A 19,778-nucleotide genomic window follows, 5' to 3' on the forward strand; every position below is an offset into this window, starting at 1 on the left:
GAGGGTTCACGCAGGGCCCGGCGGCCCAGGTCCCCCTCGCGCGGCTGGTTGCCGCCGCGCGGCCGGGCGCCTGTCGGTGCCGGGGTGCAGACTGATCGCATGGCCACGTTCTCCACCGCCATGTTCTCCCGCGCGACCCAGGAATGGTTCGACGGCGCCTTCCCCGCGCCGACCTCGGCCCAGCTCGGCGCGTGGCAGTCCATCGCGGCCGGAGAACACACCCTGGTGGTCGCGCCGACCGGCTCGGGCAAGACGCTCTCGGCGTTCCTGTGGGCGATCGACGAACTGGCCGCGCGGGAGCGACAGGAAGGCACGGCGGCCAAGCGCCGCCGCCGAGGCGCCGAGACCGGAGACGACAAGGTCGGGCACGCGGGGACCACGGTGCTGTACGTGTCGCCGCTGAAGGCGCTCGCGGTGGACGTGGAGCGCAACCTGCGCGCGCCACTGGTCGGCGTCACCCAGACCGCCAAACGGCTCGGCCTCGACCCGCCCGACATCAGCGTCGGTGTGCGCTCGGGCGACACCAGCGCCGCCGACCGGCGCGCGATGCAGCGCACCCCGCCCGACATCCTGATCACCACGCCGGAGTCGCTGTTCCTCATGCTCACCTCCGCGGCGCGCGAGACCCTGCGCACCGTGCGGACGGTGATCGTGGACGAGGTGCACGCCATCGCCGGTTCCAAACGCGGCTCGCACCTGGCGCTGTCGCTGGCCCGGCTGGATCTCATGACCGAGCGGCCCGCCCAGCGCATCGGGCTCTCGGCCACCGTGCGCCCGCCGGAGGAGGTGGGCCGGTTCCTGGTGGGCAACGCGCCGATCACCATCGTGTCTCCGCCCGCCCCCAAGACCTTCGATCTGTCGGTGCGGGTGCCGGTGCCGGACATGACCGAGCCCGGCGAATCCGATCAGCCTGGTTCGATCTGGCCGCACGTCGACGAGGCCATCGTCGACCTGGTCCTCGACCACAACTCCTCGATCGTGTTCGCGAATTCGCGCAGGCTGGCCGAGCGGCTCACGGCCCGGCTCAACGAGGCGTACTCGGCCCGGCTCGGCGACCCGATCGACACCGCGCACGCGCCGCCCGCGCAGCTCGGCGCGTCCACCGAGGTGATCCACGGTGCCGATCAGCTGCTGGCCCGCGCGCACCACGGGTCGGTGAGCAAGGAACAGCGCGCGCTCATCGAGGACGACCTGAAGAGCGGTCGCCTGCGCTGCGTGGTCGCGACGAGCAGCCTGGAGCTCGGCATCGACATGGGTGCGGTCGACCTGGTGGTGCAGGTCGAGGCGCCACCCTCGGTGGCGAGCGGCTTGCAGCGCATCGGGCGCGCGGGTCATCAGGTCGGCGAGATCTCCCGCGGCGTGCTGTTCCCGAAGCACCGCACCGACGTCATCCACTGCGCCGTGGCCGCGCAGCGGATGGTGACCGGGGAGATCGAGGCGATCCAGATCCCGGCCCACCCGCTCGACATCCTGGCTCAGCAGACCGTCGCCGCCTGCGCGCTCGAGCCGATCGACGTGGACGCCTGGTTCGACACGGTGCGCGGGACCGGCAGCTACGCCGGGCTGCCGCGCTCGGCCTACGAGTCGGTGCTCGACCTGCTCTCCGGCCGTTATCCCTCTGACGAGTTCGCGGAACTGCGTCCCCGGCTGGTGTGGGATCGCGACGCGGGCACGCTCACCGGCCGCCCCGGCGCGCAGCGGCTGGCGGTGACCTCCGGCGGCGCGATCCCGGATCGCGGCATGTTCGCGGTGTACATGGTGGGCGAACGGAACTCGCGAGTCGGCGAACTCGACGAGGAGATGGTCTACGAATCCCGCGTCGGCGACGTGTTCGCCCTCGGCGCGACCAGCTGGCGCATCGAGGAGATCACCTTCGACCGGGTCATGGTGACGCCCGCCTTCGGACAGCCGGGCAGGCTGCCCTTCTGGCACGGCGACGGGCTCGGCAGGCCCGCCGAATTAGGCGCGGCGCTGGGCGAATTCATCCGCAAGGCGGACCGGGAGTCCGCGGCGGCGGCCGGGTCGGTGGCGCTCGATGCGTCGGGCGACGGTGCGCGCTCCGCGGCCCCGGCTCGCGGCGCGAAACGCGGGAAGAGCGGCGCCGCGAACGATTCCGAGACCGACGGGCTCGGCCGCATCGTCCGCGCGGCCGGACTCGACGACAACGCCACCGCGAATCTGGTCACCCTGCTGGAGGACCAGCGCACCGCGACCGGCAGGCTGCCCACCGACCGCACGCTGATCGTCGAGCGGTTCCGCGACGAACTGGGCGACTGGCGGCTGGTGCTGCACTCGCCGTACGGTCTGCCGGTGCACGCGCCGTGGGCGCTCGCGGTCGGCTCCCGGCTGCGCGAAAGGTTCGGCGTGGACGCCGCGCCGACCGCCTCCGACGACGGCATCGTCGTCCGGCTACCCGACACCACCGACGATCCGCCCGGCGCGGAGCTGTTCGTCTTCGAACAGGACGAGATCGATGACATCGTCACCGAACAGGTCGGCGGCTCCGCGCTTTTCGCGTCCCGGTTCCGCGAATGCGCGGCGCGCGCGTTGCTGCTGCCGCGGCGCGATCCCGGCAAGCGCGCCCCGCTGTGGCAGCAGCGGCAGCGTTCGGCGCAGCTGCTGGACGTGGCGCGCAAGTTCCCCGACTTCCCGATCCTGCTGGAGACGGTGCGCGAATGCCTGCGCGACGTCTACGACCTGCCGAACCTGCGTGATCTGCTCGGCCGGGTCGCGCGCAGGCAGGTGCGGCTCGTCGAGGTGGAGACCGCGACGCCCTCGCCGTTCGCCAGCGCGCTGCTGTTCGACTACATCGGCCAGTTCATGTACGAGGGCGACAGTCCGCTGGCCGAGCGCAGGGCCGCCGCGCTCTCACTGGATTCCGGTCTGCTCGCCGAGCTGCTCGGCCGGGTGGAGCTGCGCGAGTTGCTCGACCCGGTGGTGCTGGAGCAGACCGAGCGCGAATTGCAGCGGCTCACACCGGAACGACGTGCGCGCGACGCCGAAGGGCTCGCCGATCTGCTGCGTCTGCTCGGCCCGCTGACCCCCGAAGAAGCGGCGCTGCGCTCTGTCGGCGCTGCGCTGCCGGGCGGTGCTCGTGATGAGCTGGCGAGCGGTGCCGCCGAGCGGGCGGGCATGGACTTCGCCACCGCCGACGAGCCCCCGCCACCGGTCGGCGATCCGCGTCCCTGGTTCGCCGAACTCGCGAAAGCCCGCCGCGCCCTCGAGGTCTCGTTCGCGGGCAAGACCTGGTGGGTGGCCGTCGAGGACGCCTCCCGCCTGCGCGACGCGCTCGGCGTCCCGCTGCCGATCGGCACGCCCGCCGCGTTCATCGAACCGGTCGCCGACCCGCTCGGTGACCTGGTCGGCCGCTATGCCCGCACGCACGGGCCGTTCACTACCGAGGCCGTCGCCGCGCGGTTCGGCATCGGCCCCGCCGTCGCCGCCGCGGCGCTACATCGCCTGGTGGCCGAAAAGCGCGCGGTGGAAGGCGAATTCACGCCGGGAGCCAGCGGCGCGGAATGGTGCGACACCCAGGTGCTGCGGCGGCTGCGACGGCGGTCGCTCGCCGCGGCGCGGCACGAGGTGGAACCGGTCGCGATCGCGGCCTTCGGGCGCTTCCTGCCGTCCTGGCAGCATGTCGAGACCGGCGAGCTGCGCGGCGTCGACGGTGTCGCTGCCGTGGTGGAACAGCTTGCCGGAGTGCCCATTCCGGCCTCGGCGTGGGAGTCGCTGATCCTGCCGGCCCGGGTTCGCGACTATTCGCCCGCGATGCTGGACGAGCTGATGGCCACCGGTGAGGTGGTGTGGTCAGGGCACGGCGCCATCACGGCCAAGGACGGGTGGGTCGCGCTGCACCTGGCCGAGCAGGCGTCGTTCACGCTGGCGCCACCGGACGAGATCGAGCTGTCCGAGGCGCACCTGCGCCTGCTCGACGCGCTCGGCGCGTCCTTGGCGGCGCGGACGCCGCTCACCTCGGGAGACACCGCGGCGGCGCTCGACGGCTCCGTCCCGTCGACGGACGAGCGACCGGCCGGTGCCGCGCTCCGCGCCGATTTCGAGCCCAGCGCCGATGCCGAGCCCATCCGGCTGCCTCCGGTGCTGCACGGCGGCGGCGCGTACTTCTTCCGTCAGCTCTCCGACGCCACCGGCCTGCTGGACGACACGGCGGTGGCCGCGGCGCTGTGGGACCTGGTGTGGGCGGGTGTGGTCTCCGGCGACACCTTCGCGCCGGTGCGCGCCCTGCTCGCGGGCACATCGCGCACCACGACCGCGCACCGGACCCCGCGTCGCGCGCCGCGCGGCCGCGCCTATCTGCCCCGCCCGAGCATGCCGACCAGGTCCGGCCCGCCCGCGGTCGCCGGTCGCTGGTCGCTGCTGCCGGAACGCGTCGCCGACAACACGATTCGCGCGCACGCGACGGCGGACATGCTTCTGGAGCGCTACGGTGTGTTGACCAGGGGATCGGTGCAGAACGAAGGTGTGGCGGGCGGTTTCGCGCTGATGTACCGGGTGCTCACCGAATTCGAGGATCGCGGCCGGTGCCGCCGTGGCTATTTCGTCGACTCGCTCGGCGGCGCGCAGTTCTCCACCACCGACGTGGTCGACCGGCTGCGCTCCTTCGACACCGACCGTGCCCGCTCCGGCGATCCGGCGCGGCAGGGCAAGGCGCTGGCCCTGGCCGCCTGCGACCCAGCCAATCCGTACGGCGCGGCCCTCGGCTGGCCCAAGGGCGACGGCGACAGCGGCCACCGCCCCGGCCGCAAGGCAGGCGCGCTCGTCGTGCTGGTGGACGGCGAACTCGTGCTCTATCTCGAGCGCGGAGGTAAGACGCTGCTCACCTTCACCGAGGACCCGAACGCGCGCCAGGCCGCCGCCGCGGAACTCGCCGAGCTGGTCCGGCGCCGCCGGGTCGACTCGCTGGTGATCGACCGGGTGGACGGAGAATCGGTGCACGGCAACACCTTCGCCGGCTTTCTCGCCGAGGCGGGCTTCTCCGCCACGCCGCGCGGGCTGCGGCTGCGGAGGCAGCTGTGACGGCGGGAGCGGTGCATGCCTGAGGGGGACACGGTCTTTCTGACCGCACACCGGCTGCGGCTCGCGCTGGCCGGAAAGACTCTGGTGCGCAGCGATTTCCGGGTGCCGCGCTATGCGACGGTGGATCTCGTCGGCGACTTGGTCGAAGAGGTCGGCAGCTATGGCAAGCACCTGTTCATCAGAACCACCACCGCGAGCATCCACACACACTTGAAGATGGAGGGGGAGTGGCGCACCTATTGCGCTGGCGAACGCTGGACCCGGCCGCGGGTGCACGCGCGCGTGGTGCTCGGCACCGACGACACAGAGGCCGTCGGCTTCTCGCTGGGCACCGTCGAGGTGCTGCGCCGAGCCGACGAGCACACCGCGACCGATCACCTCGGCCCCGATCTGCTCGGCGTGAATTGGGATGCGGCCGAGGCGGTTCGGCGTTTGGCGGCGCATCCGGCGCAACCCGTCGGCCTCGCCCTGCTCGACCAGCGCAACCTGGCGGGCATCGGCAACATCTACCGCAGCGAAGTCTGCTTCCTCCGCAAAGTGCACCCGGCCACCCCCGTCGCCGCGGTGCCGGATCTGCTCGCCCTGGTCAACGAGGCGCACCGGGTGCTCGGCGAGGCGGCGCACCGGCCACCGTGGCGAGCACTGGTCTACGGCCGCCAGCGCCGTCCCTGTCAACGCTGCGGTACACGGATCGAGGTGCGGCCGCTCGGCGAGACGAGTCCGCCCTCGGATCGCATCACGCAGCGCGAGCGCGGCATCTACTATTGCCCTCGCTGCCAACCCGAACCGGCTTGAGAGCGCAGCGCGACGGCCTTCCGGGAAGTTGTTCCACATTCTCTTCGGATGTTGACGTCGCCCGGCCCGAATAGTTGCCAATCCGCCTTTACGCCCATAAAGCTCCGGAGTAGTGTTCGAGCTCATCGAACATATGTGAGCCGTAATTCCGATTGCGCGGCACACTTTTTTGGTCTCGGGGAGCACACCATGGAACTGACGGCAGGGCAGCGGGCGGCGTTGGAGCTGATCTGCGACACGTTCGCGCCCGGCGACGGTCTCGCGCTGCCGCCCGCCTCCGAGCTCGGCGTCGCCGACGTGGTGGTCCAACTGCTCTCCCGCAATCCGCGCGAGGCCGAACGCAAACAGGTGGCGACGCTGCTCGGGCTGTGGGATTCGCCGGTTCTCGGCCTGCTCGCGGGCATGGGTCCGCGCCGGTTCTCGGCCCGTTCGCAGGCCGACCGCGAACGGCTGCTGCTCCGCCTCGGCGAATCGCGGTTCGGGGCCAAGCGCGCGATCTTCCAGGCGCTCCAGCAGGCCGCGCTGCTGGCGTACTACACGACGCCGGGACCCGACGGCACCAATCCGCTGTGGAAGGAGATGGGCTATCCCGCTCCGCCCGGCCCGTTGCCCGGCGCGCCGAAGCCTGCCCTGCATCCGGTGCGGCCAGAGGCGGGCGGCACGCTCGACTGCGATGTGGTCGTCGTCGGTTCCGGAGCGGGCGGTGGCGCCGCGGCGGCGGTGCTCGCCGAGGCGGGCCTCGATGTGATCGTGCTGGAGCGCGGCGAGTACTACGACGACGCCGATTTCGGCGCGGGAGAGCTCGACGCGCTGCTGCGGCTATACGCGCCGGGCCCATCGGCCACCGCGGAAGGCCAGCTCACATTGGTGGCTGGCACGTGCCTCGGCGGCGGCACGGTGGTCAACTGGAGCACCTCGCTGCGCACACCGGACGAGGTGCGCGCGGAATGGGCTGGCCTGGGCGCCACCCAGTTCGCCGAGGACGAATACGGCGCCGCGCTCGACGCCGTCGAAGGACGGCTCGGCGTCACCTACGACCGTTCGCCCGGCTCGGCGCGCGACGGCGTGCTCGAGCGCGGACTCGCGGCGCTGGGCTGGGACGTCTCCCCGCTGCCCCGCAACGTCACCGCGGCGTGCGACGCGGGCGTGGAGTGCGGTCGCTGCGGCTACGGCTGCCGGCTCGGCGCGAAGCAGACCGTCACCAAGACCTGGCTGGCCGACGCGGCAGCGCACGGCGCTCGCCTGGTGGTCGGCGCCGACGTCCGGCGCGTCGAGGTCGCCGGCGGCCGCGCCGAAGGCGTCCGGGCGGTCACCGCCGACGGCGCGGAGTTCACGGTCCGCGCCCGCGCCGTTGTGGTCGCCGCGGGCGCCGTCCAGACGCCCGCGCTGCTGCGCCGCTCCGGATTGCGGAACAAGAACATCGGCGACTACCTGCGGCTGCATCCGGCCTCGGCGGTGTTCGGTGTCTTCGACGAGGAGATCCGGCCGTGGGAGGGCGGGTTGCAGACTCGGATCTCGCGCAGGCACAGCGATCTCGACGAGCACGGCTACGGCGTGATCTACGAGACCGGCCCGCTGCACCCAGGGCTGCTGGTCGGCTTCATGAACTGGCGGGGCGGGGCCGAACACCGCACCGCCATGCTGGATCTGGCCCGCACCGCGGCCGTCGGCGTCATCACCCGCGACCGCGACCACGGGCGGGTCACGGTGGACCGGGCGGGTGAGCCCGTCGTCCGCTACCGGCTCTCCGAGCGCGACCGCGCCCACCTGCACACCGGAATCGCAGGCGCCGCGAGCATTCTCGAGGCGGCGGGCGCGCGACGCGTGTTCTCCGGCCATCAGGCGGGCGCGGTGTACGCGCCCGGGGTCAGCGGCTCGCACGCGGAATTCGTCGCGGCCTGCCTCGCTGCCGGATACGAACCGGGTCGCTGCGGCATGGGCGCGCTGCACATCATGGGCTCGGCGCGAATGGGCGGTTCGCGCGACATGTCGGCGACCGATCCCGACGGCGCGACCTGGGAGGTGCCCAATATCGTCGTCGCGGACGCGTCCTGCTTCCCGACCGCGTCCGGAGTGAACCCGATGGTATCGATCGAGGCGATCGCCCTCATGAACGCGAAACGTCTTGCCGCGCGGCTGGGTTGAGCGCGGGGTCCGGCCACCACAATGTCGGGACGCTTCGATGTCGTGCCGCCGGAGCGCGATGTCGGAGCGCTGGAAGGGCAGAGCGCAGGAAGGGTCAGAGCGCCTGAATCCCCTTGAGCACGGCGCGCAGCACGTCCATGTCCCGCGGACCGGCCTCGGGTGTCGGTTCGGGATCGCGGAAGTCGAGCAGGCCGTCGTCGATGAGGTCGCCGATCAGGATCTTGGTCGAGGTCAACGGCAGGTTCAGCTGTGCGGCCAGCTCGGCGACGGACTGCGGTTCGCGGGCGAGTCGCATGATCTCGGCGTATTCGGGCTCGTTGCGCCGCAGCGTCCGCGATCCGGCGCGCACCACCAGGGTGAGCATGTTCAGCTCGGCGCGGCCGCCGCCGGAGCGCCCGTTGGTGACCGCGTAGAGGCGGACGAGGGGGCCGGCCTCCTCGTCGAACCAGGACTCCCGCCGGTCGTTCATGGCCGTCGCGAACCGACCTCGTCGAGCGGTTGCGGACGCGGGTCGACCGAGAGGTGCGCGCCGACGCGCTGCACGGTTTGGTTCATCTCGTAGGCGACCATGCCCATGTTCGCGTTCTCCGCGGTGAGCACGGCCAGACACGCGTTGTCGCCTGCGGCGGTGATGAACAGCACCGCGCGGTCGAGTTCCACCACCGTCTGACACACCCCGCCCGCGTCGAAGTGGCTGCCAGCGCTGCGCGCCACGCCGTGCAAGGTGGAGGCCATCGCGCAGAAGCGTTCGGCGTCCGAGCGATTCATCGCTGTGCTGTGGCCGAGGAGCAATCCGTCGGTCGACAGCACGACGGCGTAGCGGACGTCGGGCAGCCGTTCGACGAGATCGTCCAGCAACCAGTCGAGACTACGGGGCTTGGAGGTCGTCACCGGTGCCTTCCTGCGGGTTGGAGTTCGTTGCGGTCGGGTCGTCGACGCGGTTCAGGCGACCCTGCCGGGTGCCGTTCTCGATGGCCGACATCAGCGTGCGCGCCTCCTCGGCGGTGCGCGGGCGGGTACCCGCCGCGCCACCGAGCCGAGCGGACGGATCGGCGGAGGCGTCGGAGCGGCGGCGCCGCGGCAGCGCCGGTCGATCTCCTCCGGTGTTCGCGGCGGGCGGGATCTCGATGGGGCTGGGCGCGGCGAGGACGGGAACGGGCGCGAAGCCGTTGAACGTCCCGTTGCTCGCCAGCGCGTGCGGTTCCTGGACGCCCTGGTTGCCCCGCACGGGCGGTTCCTGACCGGTGGCGATCACCGCCGTCGGCACCAGCACGATGGCTCGCACTCCGCCGTAGTCGGATTCGGTCAGCCGCACCGAGATGCCCTGCCGCGCCGCCAGCTTCCCGACCACGAACAGGCCGAGCCGGGCGTCGCTGGAGAGCGTGGCGACGCTGAAGTCGGGCGGGGACGCCAGCACGGCATTGCGTTCGGCGAGTTCGGCTTCCGGCATGCCGAGCCCCTGGTCGATGATCTCCACGGCCACGCCCTTGCCGACCAGCGTGCCGGTCACCTCGACCCGCGATTCGGGCGGGGAGAAGGCCGTCGCGTTGTCGGTCAGCTCCGCGATCAGGTGCATCACGTCGGCCACCGCGGCGCCGGAGACGCGCACGTCGGGCAGCTTGCCGATCTGAATCCTGGTGTAGTCGAGGCTCTCCGCGACCGCGCTGCGCACCACCTCGATCAGCGGCACCGGATTGCGCCAGCGACGGCCCGGCTGCTCGCCGCCGAGGATGACGAGGTTCTCGGCGTTGCGCCGCGCCCTGGTGGCCAGGTGGTCGAGCTGGAAGAGCACGTCCAGACGTTCGGGGTCCTCCTCCTGGCGTTCGGCCTTGTCCAGCAGCGCCAGCTGACGGTGCACCATCACCTGGTTGCGGTGCGCGATGTTGAGGAAGACCGCGGCAACGCCCGCTCGCGTCTTCGCCTCGCCGACCGCGGCCGACACCGCCGCCCGGTGGGCGCGGTTGAACGCGTCGGCCACCTGACCGATCTCGTCGCCGCCGTAGTCGAGGCGCGCGACTTCCCGCGTGTCGACTTCAGCGCCCTCGCCGAGCAGGCGGATGGTCTCGGGCAGCCGCTGGTCGGCCAGTTCCAGGGTGTCGCGGCGCAGCCGCTGCATGCGACCGATGAAACGGTTGGCAAGCAGCAGGGCGGAGAGGAAGGCCAGCAGCGTCAGCGCGAGCACGGCGAGGCCACCGTAGAGGGAGTTGCGCGCGACGTCGTCGCCGACGCGCTCCGCGGTGCGGTGGGCGTCGCGGCTCTGGTCCTCCCACAGCTTCAGCAGTTGCGAGCGGACGGCGGTGGCGGACTGCTGCCATTCGCCGACGCCGAGCGGCAGCGGCGGCGGGGTGTCGGCCGTGCGGGTGGTCCGAGAGGTCGACTGCCTGCCGGAACCTTCGCCGGTGGAGCTGCTCGAGGCGTCGGAATCGCCGGTCTTCGTGCCTCGCTGGAGGATCGCGTCCTCCATCGCGGTCAGCTGTCGCCAGGTGGGGCTCGCGGTGATCTCTTGCAGCTGTGCCTGCCGCTTGCCGGTCAGCACCGTGGTCGCGTAGCCGACCTCACCGCGGGCGTCGCCGACGTAGCCGCTGAACTCGGTGAGCTGTTCGGGGGTGAACTGGTCGGCGATGAGCGCCGCCGAGCCGAGCGCGCTTGCCCGCGACACCGCTTCGGCCGCACGCAGCGCGTGCACCGCCCTGTACAGGTCGACGGCGATCTCGGCGTCCGGCGCCACCTCGGCGGCCAGCAGCGAAGCGAGCACGATGGTGTCGATGATCCGGCTGAAGGCGAGGAACACCTGCGCCGACGGCACCGCGTGCGCGTCGATGCCGCCGCGCAGCGCGGGCAGTTGCTGGTAGAGGACGTCGTAGCTGTCGATGTCGCCCGCCAGGTCGGGACGCAGTTCGGAGGCGGTATCACCCAGGGAACCCAGCGCGTCCAGCGCGTCGTCGGAATTCTTGCGCGCGGCGGGCAGGGTGTGGGTGGCGTCGTCGTCGCCCGCCAAGTGCAGCAGCGAGGCGCGACGCTCCTCCTGGAATGCCTCGATCATCAGGATCGCCGGGGTGGTGACGGACGTCGCCAGCTCGGCCCAAGACGACGCATTGCGACCGGATTTCACCAGGTACGTGGTGGCGCCGATGCCGAGCGCGAGCAGGGCGACGCTGGGAATGAGGACGATCGCCAGCAACCTGGTTCGGACGCCGAGGTGGCGGGACCACGTGCCGGTCGGTAATACGCGGTGGATTCTGCTGCTTATCACCGATGTTCTTTGCCTACCTCTGGGCGTCGCTGCCCCGTGCGGAACCGGCCTGTGCCAGGTCGAGAACCGACATGGGCCGAGTCTCCTGAGTAACCCTAGTCACTGAAAGAACGGCGACGCAATAACTTTCGTCGAGCATAGAGGAGAGTAATAGGGAGCGGCGGTATCCGGGTAACGAAACGACATATTCGGAATTGCTACCAATGCCAATGCAGTGGTCACAACGCATTTCACGGGCAATTTCACGGTAAACGCACGCGGTACGCGGGTCCCACACCACGGTGGTCACGGTTCTTGTCGACATCTACGGGTTGAGGATGTCGATGCGACCGCCGGTTCAGTCGTTCCGTCCCGGCCCGGTGACCCGCGCGGGTGAACACGACGACGAGGGAACCGTGGTGGAGCACGCTCATTTCGGGCTCTCCCCGATGAAGGCGTGCATGGATGGCCGGGGTGGGATCGTGCGCTGGCCGTCGACGGCTTCGGTTCGGATTGGGGCGTCAACTTCGTCCACCGCGGAGCCGTCTGCGGCGACTGTGGCGCGGGCCGAGGGCAAGGGGCTGTGATCAGCGGTTCGCCGCCGAACGTGTTCACCGTCACATCAATTTCGCATCGTGCATAGGTGATGCCAACCATTTGGTGCTCAAGTTGAGCAGAATGCGCAATATCTTGTTCATCTATTGTGCACTTGGTCCATTCGGGACAGTATGTCGTCACCAAGTGCTCAACGATGCGAAGCGCCCCGATCGGGCGCCGAGCGGATGGGTGGACCGATGACCGAGCTCGCCGACCGCGATCTGATCACCGCGCCGTACGACCTCGCCGACCGCTACCGGGTCGGCTCCGGCGCCGTCGTGCTGACCGGTGTGCAGGCGATCGCGCGCCAACTGGTGGAACAACACGTTCGCGATCTGCGGGCGGGTCTGCGGGTCGGCACCTTCGTCTCCGGCTATCAGGGCAGCCCGTTGGGTGGCGTGGACAAGATGCTCAACGGAATGCCCGCCGTGCTGGCCGAGCACGACATTTCCTTCGTCCCCGGTCTGAACGAAGAACTCGCCGCGACCTCGGTGTGGGGCAGCCAAGCGCAATTGCCCGCGGGCAACGCGACACACGACGGTGTCATCGGGGTCTGGTACGGAAAGGGTCCCGGCCTCGATCGCGCGACCGACGCGTTGCGCCACGCGAATATGTACGGCGCGAACGCGCGCGGCGGGATGCTGTTGCTGGTCGGTGACGATCCGGCCGCGAAGTCCTCGACCGTGCCCGCGGTGAGTGAACGGTCGCTGGCCGCGATGAACATCCCGGTGCTGTTTCCCCGCAACGCGCGCGAGATCATCACCATGGGGTTACACGGCGTCGCGCTGTCTCGGGCGTCCGGATGCCTGGTGGCGCTGAAGATCGTCGCCGATGTGGCCGACGGCGCCTGGACGGTGGACGGTTCGGTCGGCGACATCGCCATCGCGATGCCCGAGATCGAGTGGGAAGGAAGGCCGTTCACCTATCGGCAGCGCCCGATGGCGGCGCCGACCGACAGCGTCGTCGCCGAGGCGGACCTGTACGGGCCGCGCTGGGAACTGGTGAAGGCCTACAGCACCGTCAACGAGCTGGACGTGATCGAGGTGAATCCGGAGCGCGCCAGAATTGGCGTCGCCGCCACCGGAACCACCTTCGACGCGATGCGCCAAGCCCTGCTCGATCTCGGCGTGGACGACGCCGCGCTGTCCCGGGCCGGGGTCAGGTTGCTGCGCATCGGCATGCCGTTTCCGATCGCGCCTGAGCGGGTACGGCAGTTCGCCGACGGGCTGGAGCGGATCGTCGTGGTGGAGGACAAGACTGCGTTTGTCGAGACGCAGATCCGCGAGATCCTCTATGGCCGCGCGGGTGCGCCGGAGATCATCGGCAAGACCGACGCCGAGGGACGCACGCTGTTCAGCCCCAACGGCGAACTCACCTCGGGTCGCATCGCCGGACCGCTGCGCCGGGCGCTCGCCGGCTACCTGGAGATGAAAAGGCCTCTGCCGCAGGCGCTGTCGCTCTCGGTGCTGCCCGCCAAGCGCGCGGCCTACTTCTGTAGCGGCTGTCCGCACAATCGCTCCACCGCGGTGCCGGAGGGCTCGCTGGCCGGTGGCGGCATCGGCTGTCACACCTTGGTGACCATGTCCGGTCGCGCCGACAGCGCCGTCACCGGCTTGACCCAGATGGGCGGCGAAGGGGCGCAGTGGATCGGGCAGGCGCCCTTCACCGACGTGGGCCATCTGTTCCAGAACATCGGCGATGGAACGTATTTCCACTCCGGGCAGCTGGCGGTGCAGGCCTGTGTCGCGGCGGGGGTGAACATCACCTTCAAGCTGCTGCACAACGACGTCGTCGCGATGACAGGGGCGCAGGACGCGGAGGGCTCCATCGGCGTTCCGAAGCTCACCCACAAGCTCAGCGTCGAGGGCGTGCGGAAGATCATCGTCTGCGCCGACGAACCCAACCGCTACCGCAAACGCGATCTCGCGCCGGGCACGCTGCTGTGGCACCGCGATCGGCTCGACGAGGCCCAGCGCATGCTGCGCGAGATTCCCGGCGTCACCGTGCTCGTGTACGACCAGCACTGCGCGGCCGACGCGCGCCGCAAGCGCAAGCGCGGCGCGCTGCCGGTCCGGCGGACCAGGGTGATCATCAACGAGGCGGTGTGCGAGGGCTGCGGCGATTGCGGCGTCAAGAGCAACTGTCTCTCGGTGCAGCCGGTCGACACCGAGTTCGGTCGCAAGACGCGCATCGACCAGACCTCCTGCAACACCGACTACAGCTGCCTGGACGGCGACTGTCCCTCCTTCGTCACGGTGGAGCTGCCCGACCCGGCGAAGCGCAAGCGGCGCAAGGAGGTTCGCCGTCCGCAGCCGGCGCGTCTGCCGGAGCTCGCGCTCGCGGCGCCGACCGGCACGCAGAACGTCTTCCTCGCGGGGATCGGCGGCACTGGCATCGTGACCGTGAACCAGGTGCTGGCGACGGCGGCGCTGCGGGCGGGCTTCGACGTGGCGAGCCTCGACCAGATCGGCCTGAGCCAGAAGGCCGGACCGGTCGTGTCGCACCTGCGGTTCGCTGCCGACGCGCTGGAGCCCGCCAACCGGCTCGCCCCGGCCTCCGCGGACTGCATCATCGCCTTCGACCTGCTCACCGCGACCGACGCCAAGAACCTCGCCTACGGCTCGCCGACCGCGACCGTCGCGGTGGCCTCGACCAGCAAGACCCCGACCGGCGACATGGTCTACGACAAGTCCGTCACCTACCCGGACGAGGCCTCGCTGCTGGCCCGGCTGGCGCGGGCAGCCAGGGTGGCGGGTTCGTTCGACGCGCTCGCCGCCGCCGAGGTGCTCTTCGGCAACACCGCGGCCGCCAACTTCCTGCTGGTCGGTGCGGCGTACCAGAGCGGGGGACTCCGCCTGCCCGCGTCGGCGATCGAGGAGGCCATCGAGATCAACGGCGTCGCCGTCGCCGCCAATATCGCGGCCTTCCGCTGGGGCAGGATCGCGATCGCGCGGCCTTCGGAGTTCGCCGCCGCCGCGCGCAGCAAGCCCGAGCCCACGCGTGTGGTCGTGCCTGCGGATCTGCTCGACGGATTCACCGCGACCGGCGCGACGCGGCGGCTGGTGGAGCTGCGCGCGGCCGAGCTGATCGGATTCCAGAGCGTCGCGGTGGCGCGCGACTACGTGCGCACCGTGCAGCACATCTGGGACACCGAACGGCGGGTTACCGACCGCACCGAATTCAGCGAGCAGGTGGCGCGCGGGCTGTACAAGTTGACCGCCTACAAGGACGAGTACGAGGTGGCGCGACGGCTGACCGACCCGGCGTTCCTCGCCGAGGTCGCCGAGCAGGTGCCCGACGGCGCGAACCTCACCTACCGCCTGCACCCGCCCGTCCTGCGGGCGCTCGGCCGGGAGAAGAAGATCGGCATGGGCCCGCGCAGCCACTTCGCGCTGCGCCTGCTGGCCAAGGGAAAGCGCCTGCGCGGCACCAAGTTCGACCTGTTCGGCTACGCGCACCTGCGCCGCGTCGAGCGGGAACTGCGCGCACACTACGTCAGCATGGTGACCGATCTGGCCACCACCTTGGACGCTGCGGGCTACGACCGAGCCGTTCGCGCGGCGGGCCTCGCCGACATCGTGCGCGGCTACGAGGACGTCAAGCTCGCCACTGTCGTGACCTACTCCGAGCGGCTGCGCGAACTCGGCATCGAGCCGCCGAGGATCTGAGGCCCGACGATCGCGTCGGTCGTCCGCCGGTTATCTCGGTGGCCATGTCGAGCTCGATGGTGATGCTGGACGCCTTGTGGCTAGACCATTCGTTGTTCCCAGGCGTCACACACGATCTCGAGTGCCTGGCGTGCCGACACCGTGAGGCGGGTCTGGCCCGCCAGCTGGGCGTGCCACTGCTGTTCGCTTGGGGCCGTGGAGAATTGCCAACGCTGCGGCACCTTGTTGGTGGGCCCGTACCGTCGGAACAGCTCGGCTGCGGCGGAATCGATCGCGCCGATGACGACACTCTCGTCCTCGGTCATGAGGTACGCGGAGTCGGAACCTGCCACCTCGCTCGGACTCGGTCGCCACTTCAGCCTGCCGAATCGACGCAGCACGGCGCGCGGCAGCTCACGCGTCAGCTGCGCGGCGATCTCGGACCGGTTGCCCAGTGCGATCAGGTCGATGTCTTCGCTGAGCCGACCGTCTGGCAAGTGAGTTCGAGCCAGTGCGGTTCCGCCGATGAAGAGCACACCGTCCACGCTCTGCTAGGAGAGATGGGCGAGTACAAGCGAAATCAGAAAGTCCCGCTCGACTTGGACCGCCGACACACCAAATCGAGTCGCGACCTCGGCACGCTCGTCGAACCCCGGCCTCAACGTTCACCGACCATCTCGGCGACCCGCCGCGATGTTGCCCGCATTCGTTGCTCGGCGGCCAACTCCGTCAATCGATCGGCGTCGCAGCGCGGATACAGCGCGCGAACCGCAGCGGGTACCTCCACCGCCATATCGCCCAGATCTGGACGCCGGGCCAGATCGAGCACCGTCTGTTCCACCGTGGTCACGAGCGCTTGTCCCAGTTCGGTGCTCATCAGTTCGGCGTCGAGGCGGGCCGTGTCGCGCGTCACGAAACGCACCGACGCATCGCGATCGTTCAGTTGGAGCAGCGCACGCTGCCTCGGCACGGCAAGTATGGCGACCGCGAGCGCGCGAGGGATCGCACCGTGCACGCGTGCTGCGCTGACGCCCATCAGGACCGCGTGATCGGGACCGAACATGGCCGCACCGATGCCTGCCGCCGCCGCTTCGAGTTCCGGCAGCCACGGCACACCGACATACTCCTGCGGGACCACCACGTAATACCCCTGGGCAACCCGGTGCAGAAGTCCTTGGCGAGCCAGCCGGGCCAACTGCTGTCGGGGATGGCGGTAGACATCGGTGGCGTCCGCCGACCCCACCGTGCGCAACGGACGACGCGCGAAGTCCGGCAGCCCCCCGGTGCGACGCCGACCGTTCACCCGCCACACCTCCTTTTGGTACCGAATCTGTCCTATTAAAGGTTACATATCCAATACTTAATGATCAAAGACAGCTAGTTGAGGTAGTTGGATCAGATCCGCAAAGGCGAGGGAAGGGGAACATCGACAGCGTCAACACCTCGGGCACCGACGCCCGCATCCGATCTGCATGAAAGCCGTTGCGGTACACAAGGTACCGAAGCTCAGGACCCGTTGTGCAAGCTTCGTTACGAAGCTCTGGCGGCGACATCTGTGCACTCGGTCCGTGGCCAGCCCGGGATGAAGTGCCGCCGAAAACCGTTGCCGGGGAACCCGGGATACGCGCCAATCGAGCGCGTGAGTCGGAGCGTCGACCGGGGCGCCCTCACCGCCGACCCTGCCTGGCCGCCAATCCACCCGGCGACCCAGCGCCCTCGGTCGCGATAGCCATCGGCATCCTGTGCGCCCACGACGGGCTTCCGGCGGGGGTGGGCCGGATCGTGACCGACTCCTCGTTCCATCACTACGTCGACGTGAACCTGATCGGTGACCGCTGCGGCTCACACTGGATCGCCGCCGCGGGTTCGGTACGCCCTACCGCCCACCCGCACCGGGAAGCGTTCTCGGGACCTGGTGCGTCAACACCGTGCGGTGGCTCGCCGGATCGAAATAGGACCGGGTGCGCGCCTGGGTAGTGCGAGAAAAAGCTCAGGCCAGAGAGATTCGAATCTCTCTGGCCTGAGCATTTGTAGCGGGGACAGGATTTGAACCTGCGACCTCTGGGTTATGAGCCCAGCGAGCTACCGAGCTGCTCCACCCCGCGTCGGTAGTCTCAACATTACACATGCGGCGGGCGTGGCGCCTAATCGGCTGGTCGGAGGGGGTTTTCAGCCGAACTGGATGCCTTGGGCGAGGGGCAGTTCGGCGGAGTAGTTGACGGTGTTGGTGGCGCGGCGCATATAGGCCTTCCACGAGTCCGAGCCGGATTCGCGGCCGCCGCCGGTGTGCTTCTCGCCGCCGAACGCGCCGCCGATCTCGGCACCGGAGGTGCCGATGTTGACGTTGGCGATGCCGCAGTCGGAGCCGTCGGCGGCCAGGAAGCGTTCGGCCTCGCGTTGGTCGCCGGTGAAGATCGCGGACGAAAGTCCTTGTGGTACCGCGTTGTGCAGTGCGACGGCGTGGTCGAAGTCGTGGTAGGTGAGCACGTAGAGGATCGGCGCGAAGGTCTCCTCGCGCACCACGGAGGTCTGGGCGGGCATTCGCACGATGGCCGGGCGCACGTAGTGGGCGTGCTCGCTGAAGCCGGGCACCGGCTCGCCGCCGCAGACGAGTTCGCCGCCGTCGGCGAGGGCACGGTCGATCGCCGCTCGCATGCCGGTGCGCGCGGATTCGTTGATCAGCGGCCCGACGAGGACCCCCTCGTCGAGCGGATTGCCCACGCGCAGTTGGCGATACGCGTTCGAGACCCGGTCGAGCAGCGGCCCGGCCACGTCGGCGTGCACGATCAGCCGCCGCAGGGTGGTGCACCGCTGCCCCGCGGTGCCCGCCGCCGCGAACACGATGGCGCGCGCGGCCAGCTCCAGATCGGCCGACGGCGTCACGATGGCGCCGTTGTTGCCGCCGAGTTCCAGCAGGCAGCGGCCGAAGCGGGCGGCCACCCGCGGCGCGACGATCCGGCCCATCCGCACCGAGCCGGTCGCGCTGAGCAGCGCGACTCGCTCGTCGTCCACCAGCCGGGCCCCGACCTCGGAGCCGCCCTGGATCAGTTGGTGCACTTGCGGATCCGCGCCCACGTCGACGGCGGCGCGGCGCAGCAGCGTGTGACAGGCCAGCGCGGTGAGCGGGGTGGTCTCGGAGGGCTTCCACACCACCGTGTCGCCGCACACCAGCGCGATCGCGGTGTTCCACGCCCAGACCGCGACCGGGAAGTTGAAGGCCGAGATCACACCGACGACGCCGAGCGGATGCCAGGTCTCCATCAGCCGGTGACCTGGCCGCTCGGAGGGCATGGTGCGGCCGTACAGCTGGCGGGAGAGTCCGATGGCGAATTCGCAGATGTCGATCATCTCCTGCACCTCGCCGACCGCCTCGGGACCGATCTTGCCCGCCTCGAGGGTGACCAGCTGGGCCAGCTCGGACTTGTGCGCGGTGAGCAACTCGGCGAGCCTGCGCACCACGGCGGCCCTGGCGGGCGCGGGCACGGTCCGCCAGGCGCCGAACGCGGCGGCGGCGCGTCCGATGGCGGCGTCGACAGCCTCGGGCGGGTCGGCGGGCAGGGTGGCGAGCACGCCGCCCGTGATGGGAGTGCGGGCGGTCAGCTCACCCGCCTCGGGCGGCTCGGCGCCGAGGCCGCGCAACAGGGTTGCCGCGCGGTCGGCGAGATCGCGGGTCAGCTGATCGCTCAGGGTGTTCGTCATCGATTGCTCCGCTTCGGCTTTGGATTCTGCTTGGTGCGTGCACCCGGTGCTGCCAGGTTGCCGGAAGTGAACGAGTCGGGGTTTTCGACACGAGCCGCGCTCGCTGGGTTAGCCTCCACTGATGGCGGATACACCGGCAAGACCCGTACTCGATGACATCGATCGCCTGCTGATTCGTGAACTGATGGCCGATGGTCGCGCCACCCTGTCGAACCTGGCCGAAAAGGCGAGCCTATCGGTCTCCGCGGTGCAGTCCCGGGTGCGCAGGCTGGAAGCGCGCGGTGTGATCCGCGGCTACGCCGCGCACGTCGATCCGGAGGCCCTTGGACAGCTGCTCTCGGCATTCGTCGCGATCACTCCTCTCGACCCGTCGCAGCCGGATGACGCCCCCGCTGTGCTGCAACATATCCCGGGAATCGAGGCATGCCACTCGGTGGCGGGTGACGAGAGCTACGTGTTGCTGGTGCGGGTCGCTTCGCCGCGCCACTTGGAGCAGCTGCTCCAAGAGATCAGGGCGACCGCCAACGTCCGGACGCGCAGCACCATCATCTTGCAGACATTCTACGACAGGTAGCGATTTGGTGTAATTACTACGCAATGTTGTAGCGATTCCGTAAATATTTTCGTAC

The 19,778-nt window shown here is 70.0% G+C and carries 11 protein-coding genes and 1 tRNA gene; 5 read left to right on the plus strand and 7 right to left on the minus strand.

Going from position 1 to position 19,778, the window contains the following annotated elements:
• The first annotated feature begins 99 nt into the window (after positions 1–99).
• From AB0H50_RS32620 to AB0H50_RS32630, 3 genes are all read left to right on the plus strand, one after another.
• Positions 100–5,034 carry a DEAD/DEAH box helicase gene (locus tag AB0H50_RS32620; RefSeq protein WP_357460329.1) on the plus strand — a complete coding sequence of 1,645 codons (4,935 nt, stop codon included), beginning with the start codon at positions 100–102 and terminating at the stop codon, positions 5,032–5,034.
• Between the two features lie 15 nt (positions 5,035–5,049).
• Complete coding sequence (locus AB0H50_RS32625) at positions 5,050–5,829, plus strand: DNA-formamidopyrimidine glycosylase family protein (RefSeq protein WP_357460332.1); 780 nt, start codon at positions 5,050–5,052, stop codon at positions 5,827–5,829.
• Between the two features lie 189 nt (positions 5,830–6,018).
• Complete coding sequence (locus AB0H50_RS32630; protein WP_357460335.1) at positions 6,019–7,974, plus strand: FAD-dependent oxidoreductase; 1,956 nt, start codon at positions 6,019–6,021, stop codon at positions 7,972–7,974.
• Between the two features lie 94 nt (positions 7,975–8,068).
• Here AB0H50_RS32630 and AB0H50_RS32635 read toward each other — a convergent pair whose 3' ends face one another.
• The 3 genes from AB0H50_RS32635 to AB0H50_RS32645 are packed head-to-tail and all read right to left on the minus strand — an operon-like array spanning position 8,069 to position 11,227.
• The gene (locus AB0H50_RS32635; protein ID WP_357460338.1) at positions 8,069–8,443 is read right to left on the minus strand and encodes a DUF742 domain-containing protein; all 375 of its coding nucleotides are present in this window, start codon (positions 8,441–8,443) and stop codon (positions 8,069–8,071) included.
• Entirely contained in the window at positions 8,440–8,865 is a 426-nt protein-coding gene (locus AB0H50_RS32640) for a roadblock/LC7 domain-containing protein (protein WP_357460341.1), read from the minus strand. Before AB0H50_RS32640 ends, AB0H50_RS32635 begins: the two co-directional genes overlap by 4 nt.
• Positions 8,843–11,227, minus strand: a complete 2,385-nt coding sequence (locus AB0H50_RS32645) for a nitrate- and nitrite sensing domain-containing protein (protein ID WP_357460343.1) — start codon at positions 11,225–11,227, stop codon at positions 8,843–8,845. The genes AB0H50_RS32640 and AB0H50_RS32645 overlap by 23 nt, the downstream gene beginning before the upstream one ends.
• A 773-nt stretch (positions 11,228–12,000) precedes the next feature.
• Here AB0H50_RS32645 and AB0H50_RS32650 point away from each other — a divergent pair.
• A complete protein-coding gene (locus AB0H50_RS32650; protein ID WP_357460346.1) occupies positions 12,001–15,471 on the plus strand; it encodes an indolepyruvate ferredoxin oxidoreductase family protein in 3,471 nt (1,156 codons plus the stop codon).
• A gap of 80 nt (positions 15,472–15,551) precedes the next feature.
• On the opposite strand, the gene AB0H50_RS32655 is transcribed toward AB0H50_RS32650, so the two are convergent.
• From AB0H50_RS32655 to AB0H50_RS32670, 4 genes are all read right to left on the minus strand, one after another.
• Positions 15,552–15,995: a nucleotidyl transferase AbiEii/AbiGii toxin family protein gene (locus tag AB0H50_RS32655; protein ID WP_357460349.1), complete on the minus strand. Its 444-nt coding sequence runs from the start codon at positions 15,993–15,995 to the stop codon at positions 15,552–15,554.
• Positions 15,996–16,108: 113 nt separating this feature from the next.
• Positions 16,109–16,753, minus strand: coding sequence for a type IV toxin-antitoxin system AbiEi family antitoxin (locus AB0H50_RS32660; protein WP_357460351.1), 645 nt, complete (start codon positions 16,751–16,753; stop codon positions 16,109–16,111).
• A 728-nt stretch (positions 16,754–17,481) separates the two neighbouring features.
• Positions 17,482–17,555: transfer RNA gene (locus AB0H50_RS32665), tRNA-Met, on the minus strand.
• Positions 17,556–17,619: 64 nt separating this feature from the next.
• A complete protein-coding gene (locus AB0H50_RS32670) occupies positions 17,620–19,149 on the minus strand; it encodes an aldehyde dehydrogenase family protein (RefSeq protein WP_357460354.1) in 1,530 nt (509 codons plus the stop codon).
• 121 nt (positions 19,150–19,270) lie between these two features.
• Between AB0H50_RS32670 and AB0H50_RS32675 the strand changes: the two genes are divergently transcribed.
• On the plus strand, positions 19,271–19,723 hold the full coding sequence (locus tag AB0H50_RS32675; RefSeq protein ID WP_357460356.1) for an Lrp/AsnC family transcriptional regulator: 453 nt from the start codon (positions 19,271–19,273) through the stop codon (positions 19,721–19,723).
• The last annotated feature ends 55 nt before the right edge of the window (positions 19,724–19,778 follow it).

Origin of the sequence: Nocardia sp. NPDC050793 (assembly GCF_040654065.1) — a bacterium.
GTDB lineage: Bacteria > Actinomycetota > Actinomycetes > Mycobacteriales > Mycobacteriaceae > Nocardia.

What these genes read in the sequence shown, in the direction of transcription:
- AB0H50_RS32620 (WP_357460329.1), top strand. Translation starts at nt 100, where the DNA reads ATGGCCACGTTCTCCACCGCCATGTTCTCCCGCGCGACCCAGGAATGG.
- AB0H50_RS32625 (WP_357460332.1), top strand. Translation starts at nt 5,050, where the DNA reads ATGCCTGAGGGGGACACGGTCTTTCTGACCGCACACCGGCTGCGGCTC.
- AB0H50_RS32630 (WP_357460335.1), top strand. Translation starts at nt 6,019, where the DNA reads ATGGAACTGACGGCAGGGCAGCGGGCGGCGTTGGAGCTGATCTGCGAC.
- AB0H50_RS32635 (WP_357460338.1), bottom strand. Translation starts at nt 8,443, where the DNA reads ATGAACGACCGGCGGGAGTCCTGGTTCGACGAGGAGGCCGGCCCCCTC.
- AB0H50_RS32650 (WP_357460346.1), top strand. Translation starts at nt 12,001, where the DNA reads ATGACCGAGCTCGCCGACCGCGATCTGATCACCGCGCCGTACGACCTC.
- AB0H50_RS32670 (WP_357460354.1), bottom strand. Translation starts at nt 19,149, where the DNA reads ATGACGAACACCCTGAGCGATCAGCTGACCCGCGATCTCGCCGACCGC.
- AB0H50_RS32675 (WP_357460356.1), top strand. Translation starts at nt 19,271, where the DNA reads ATGGCGGATACACCGGCAAGACCCGTACTCGATGACATCGATCGCCTG.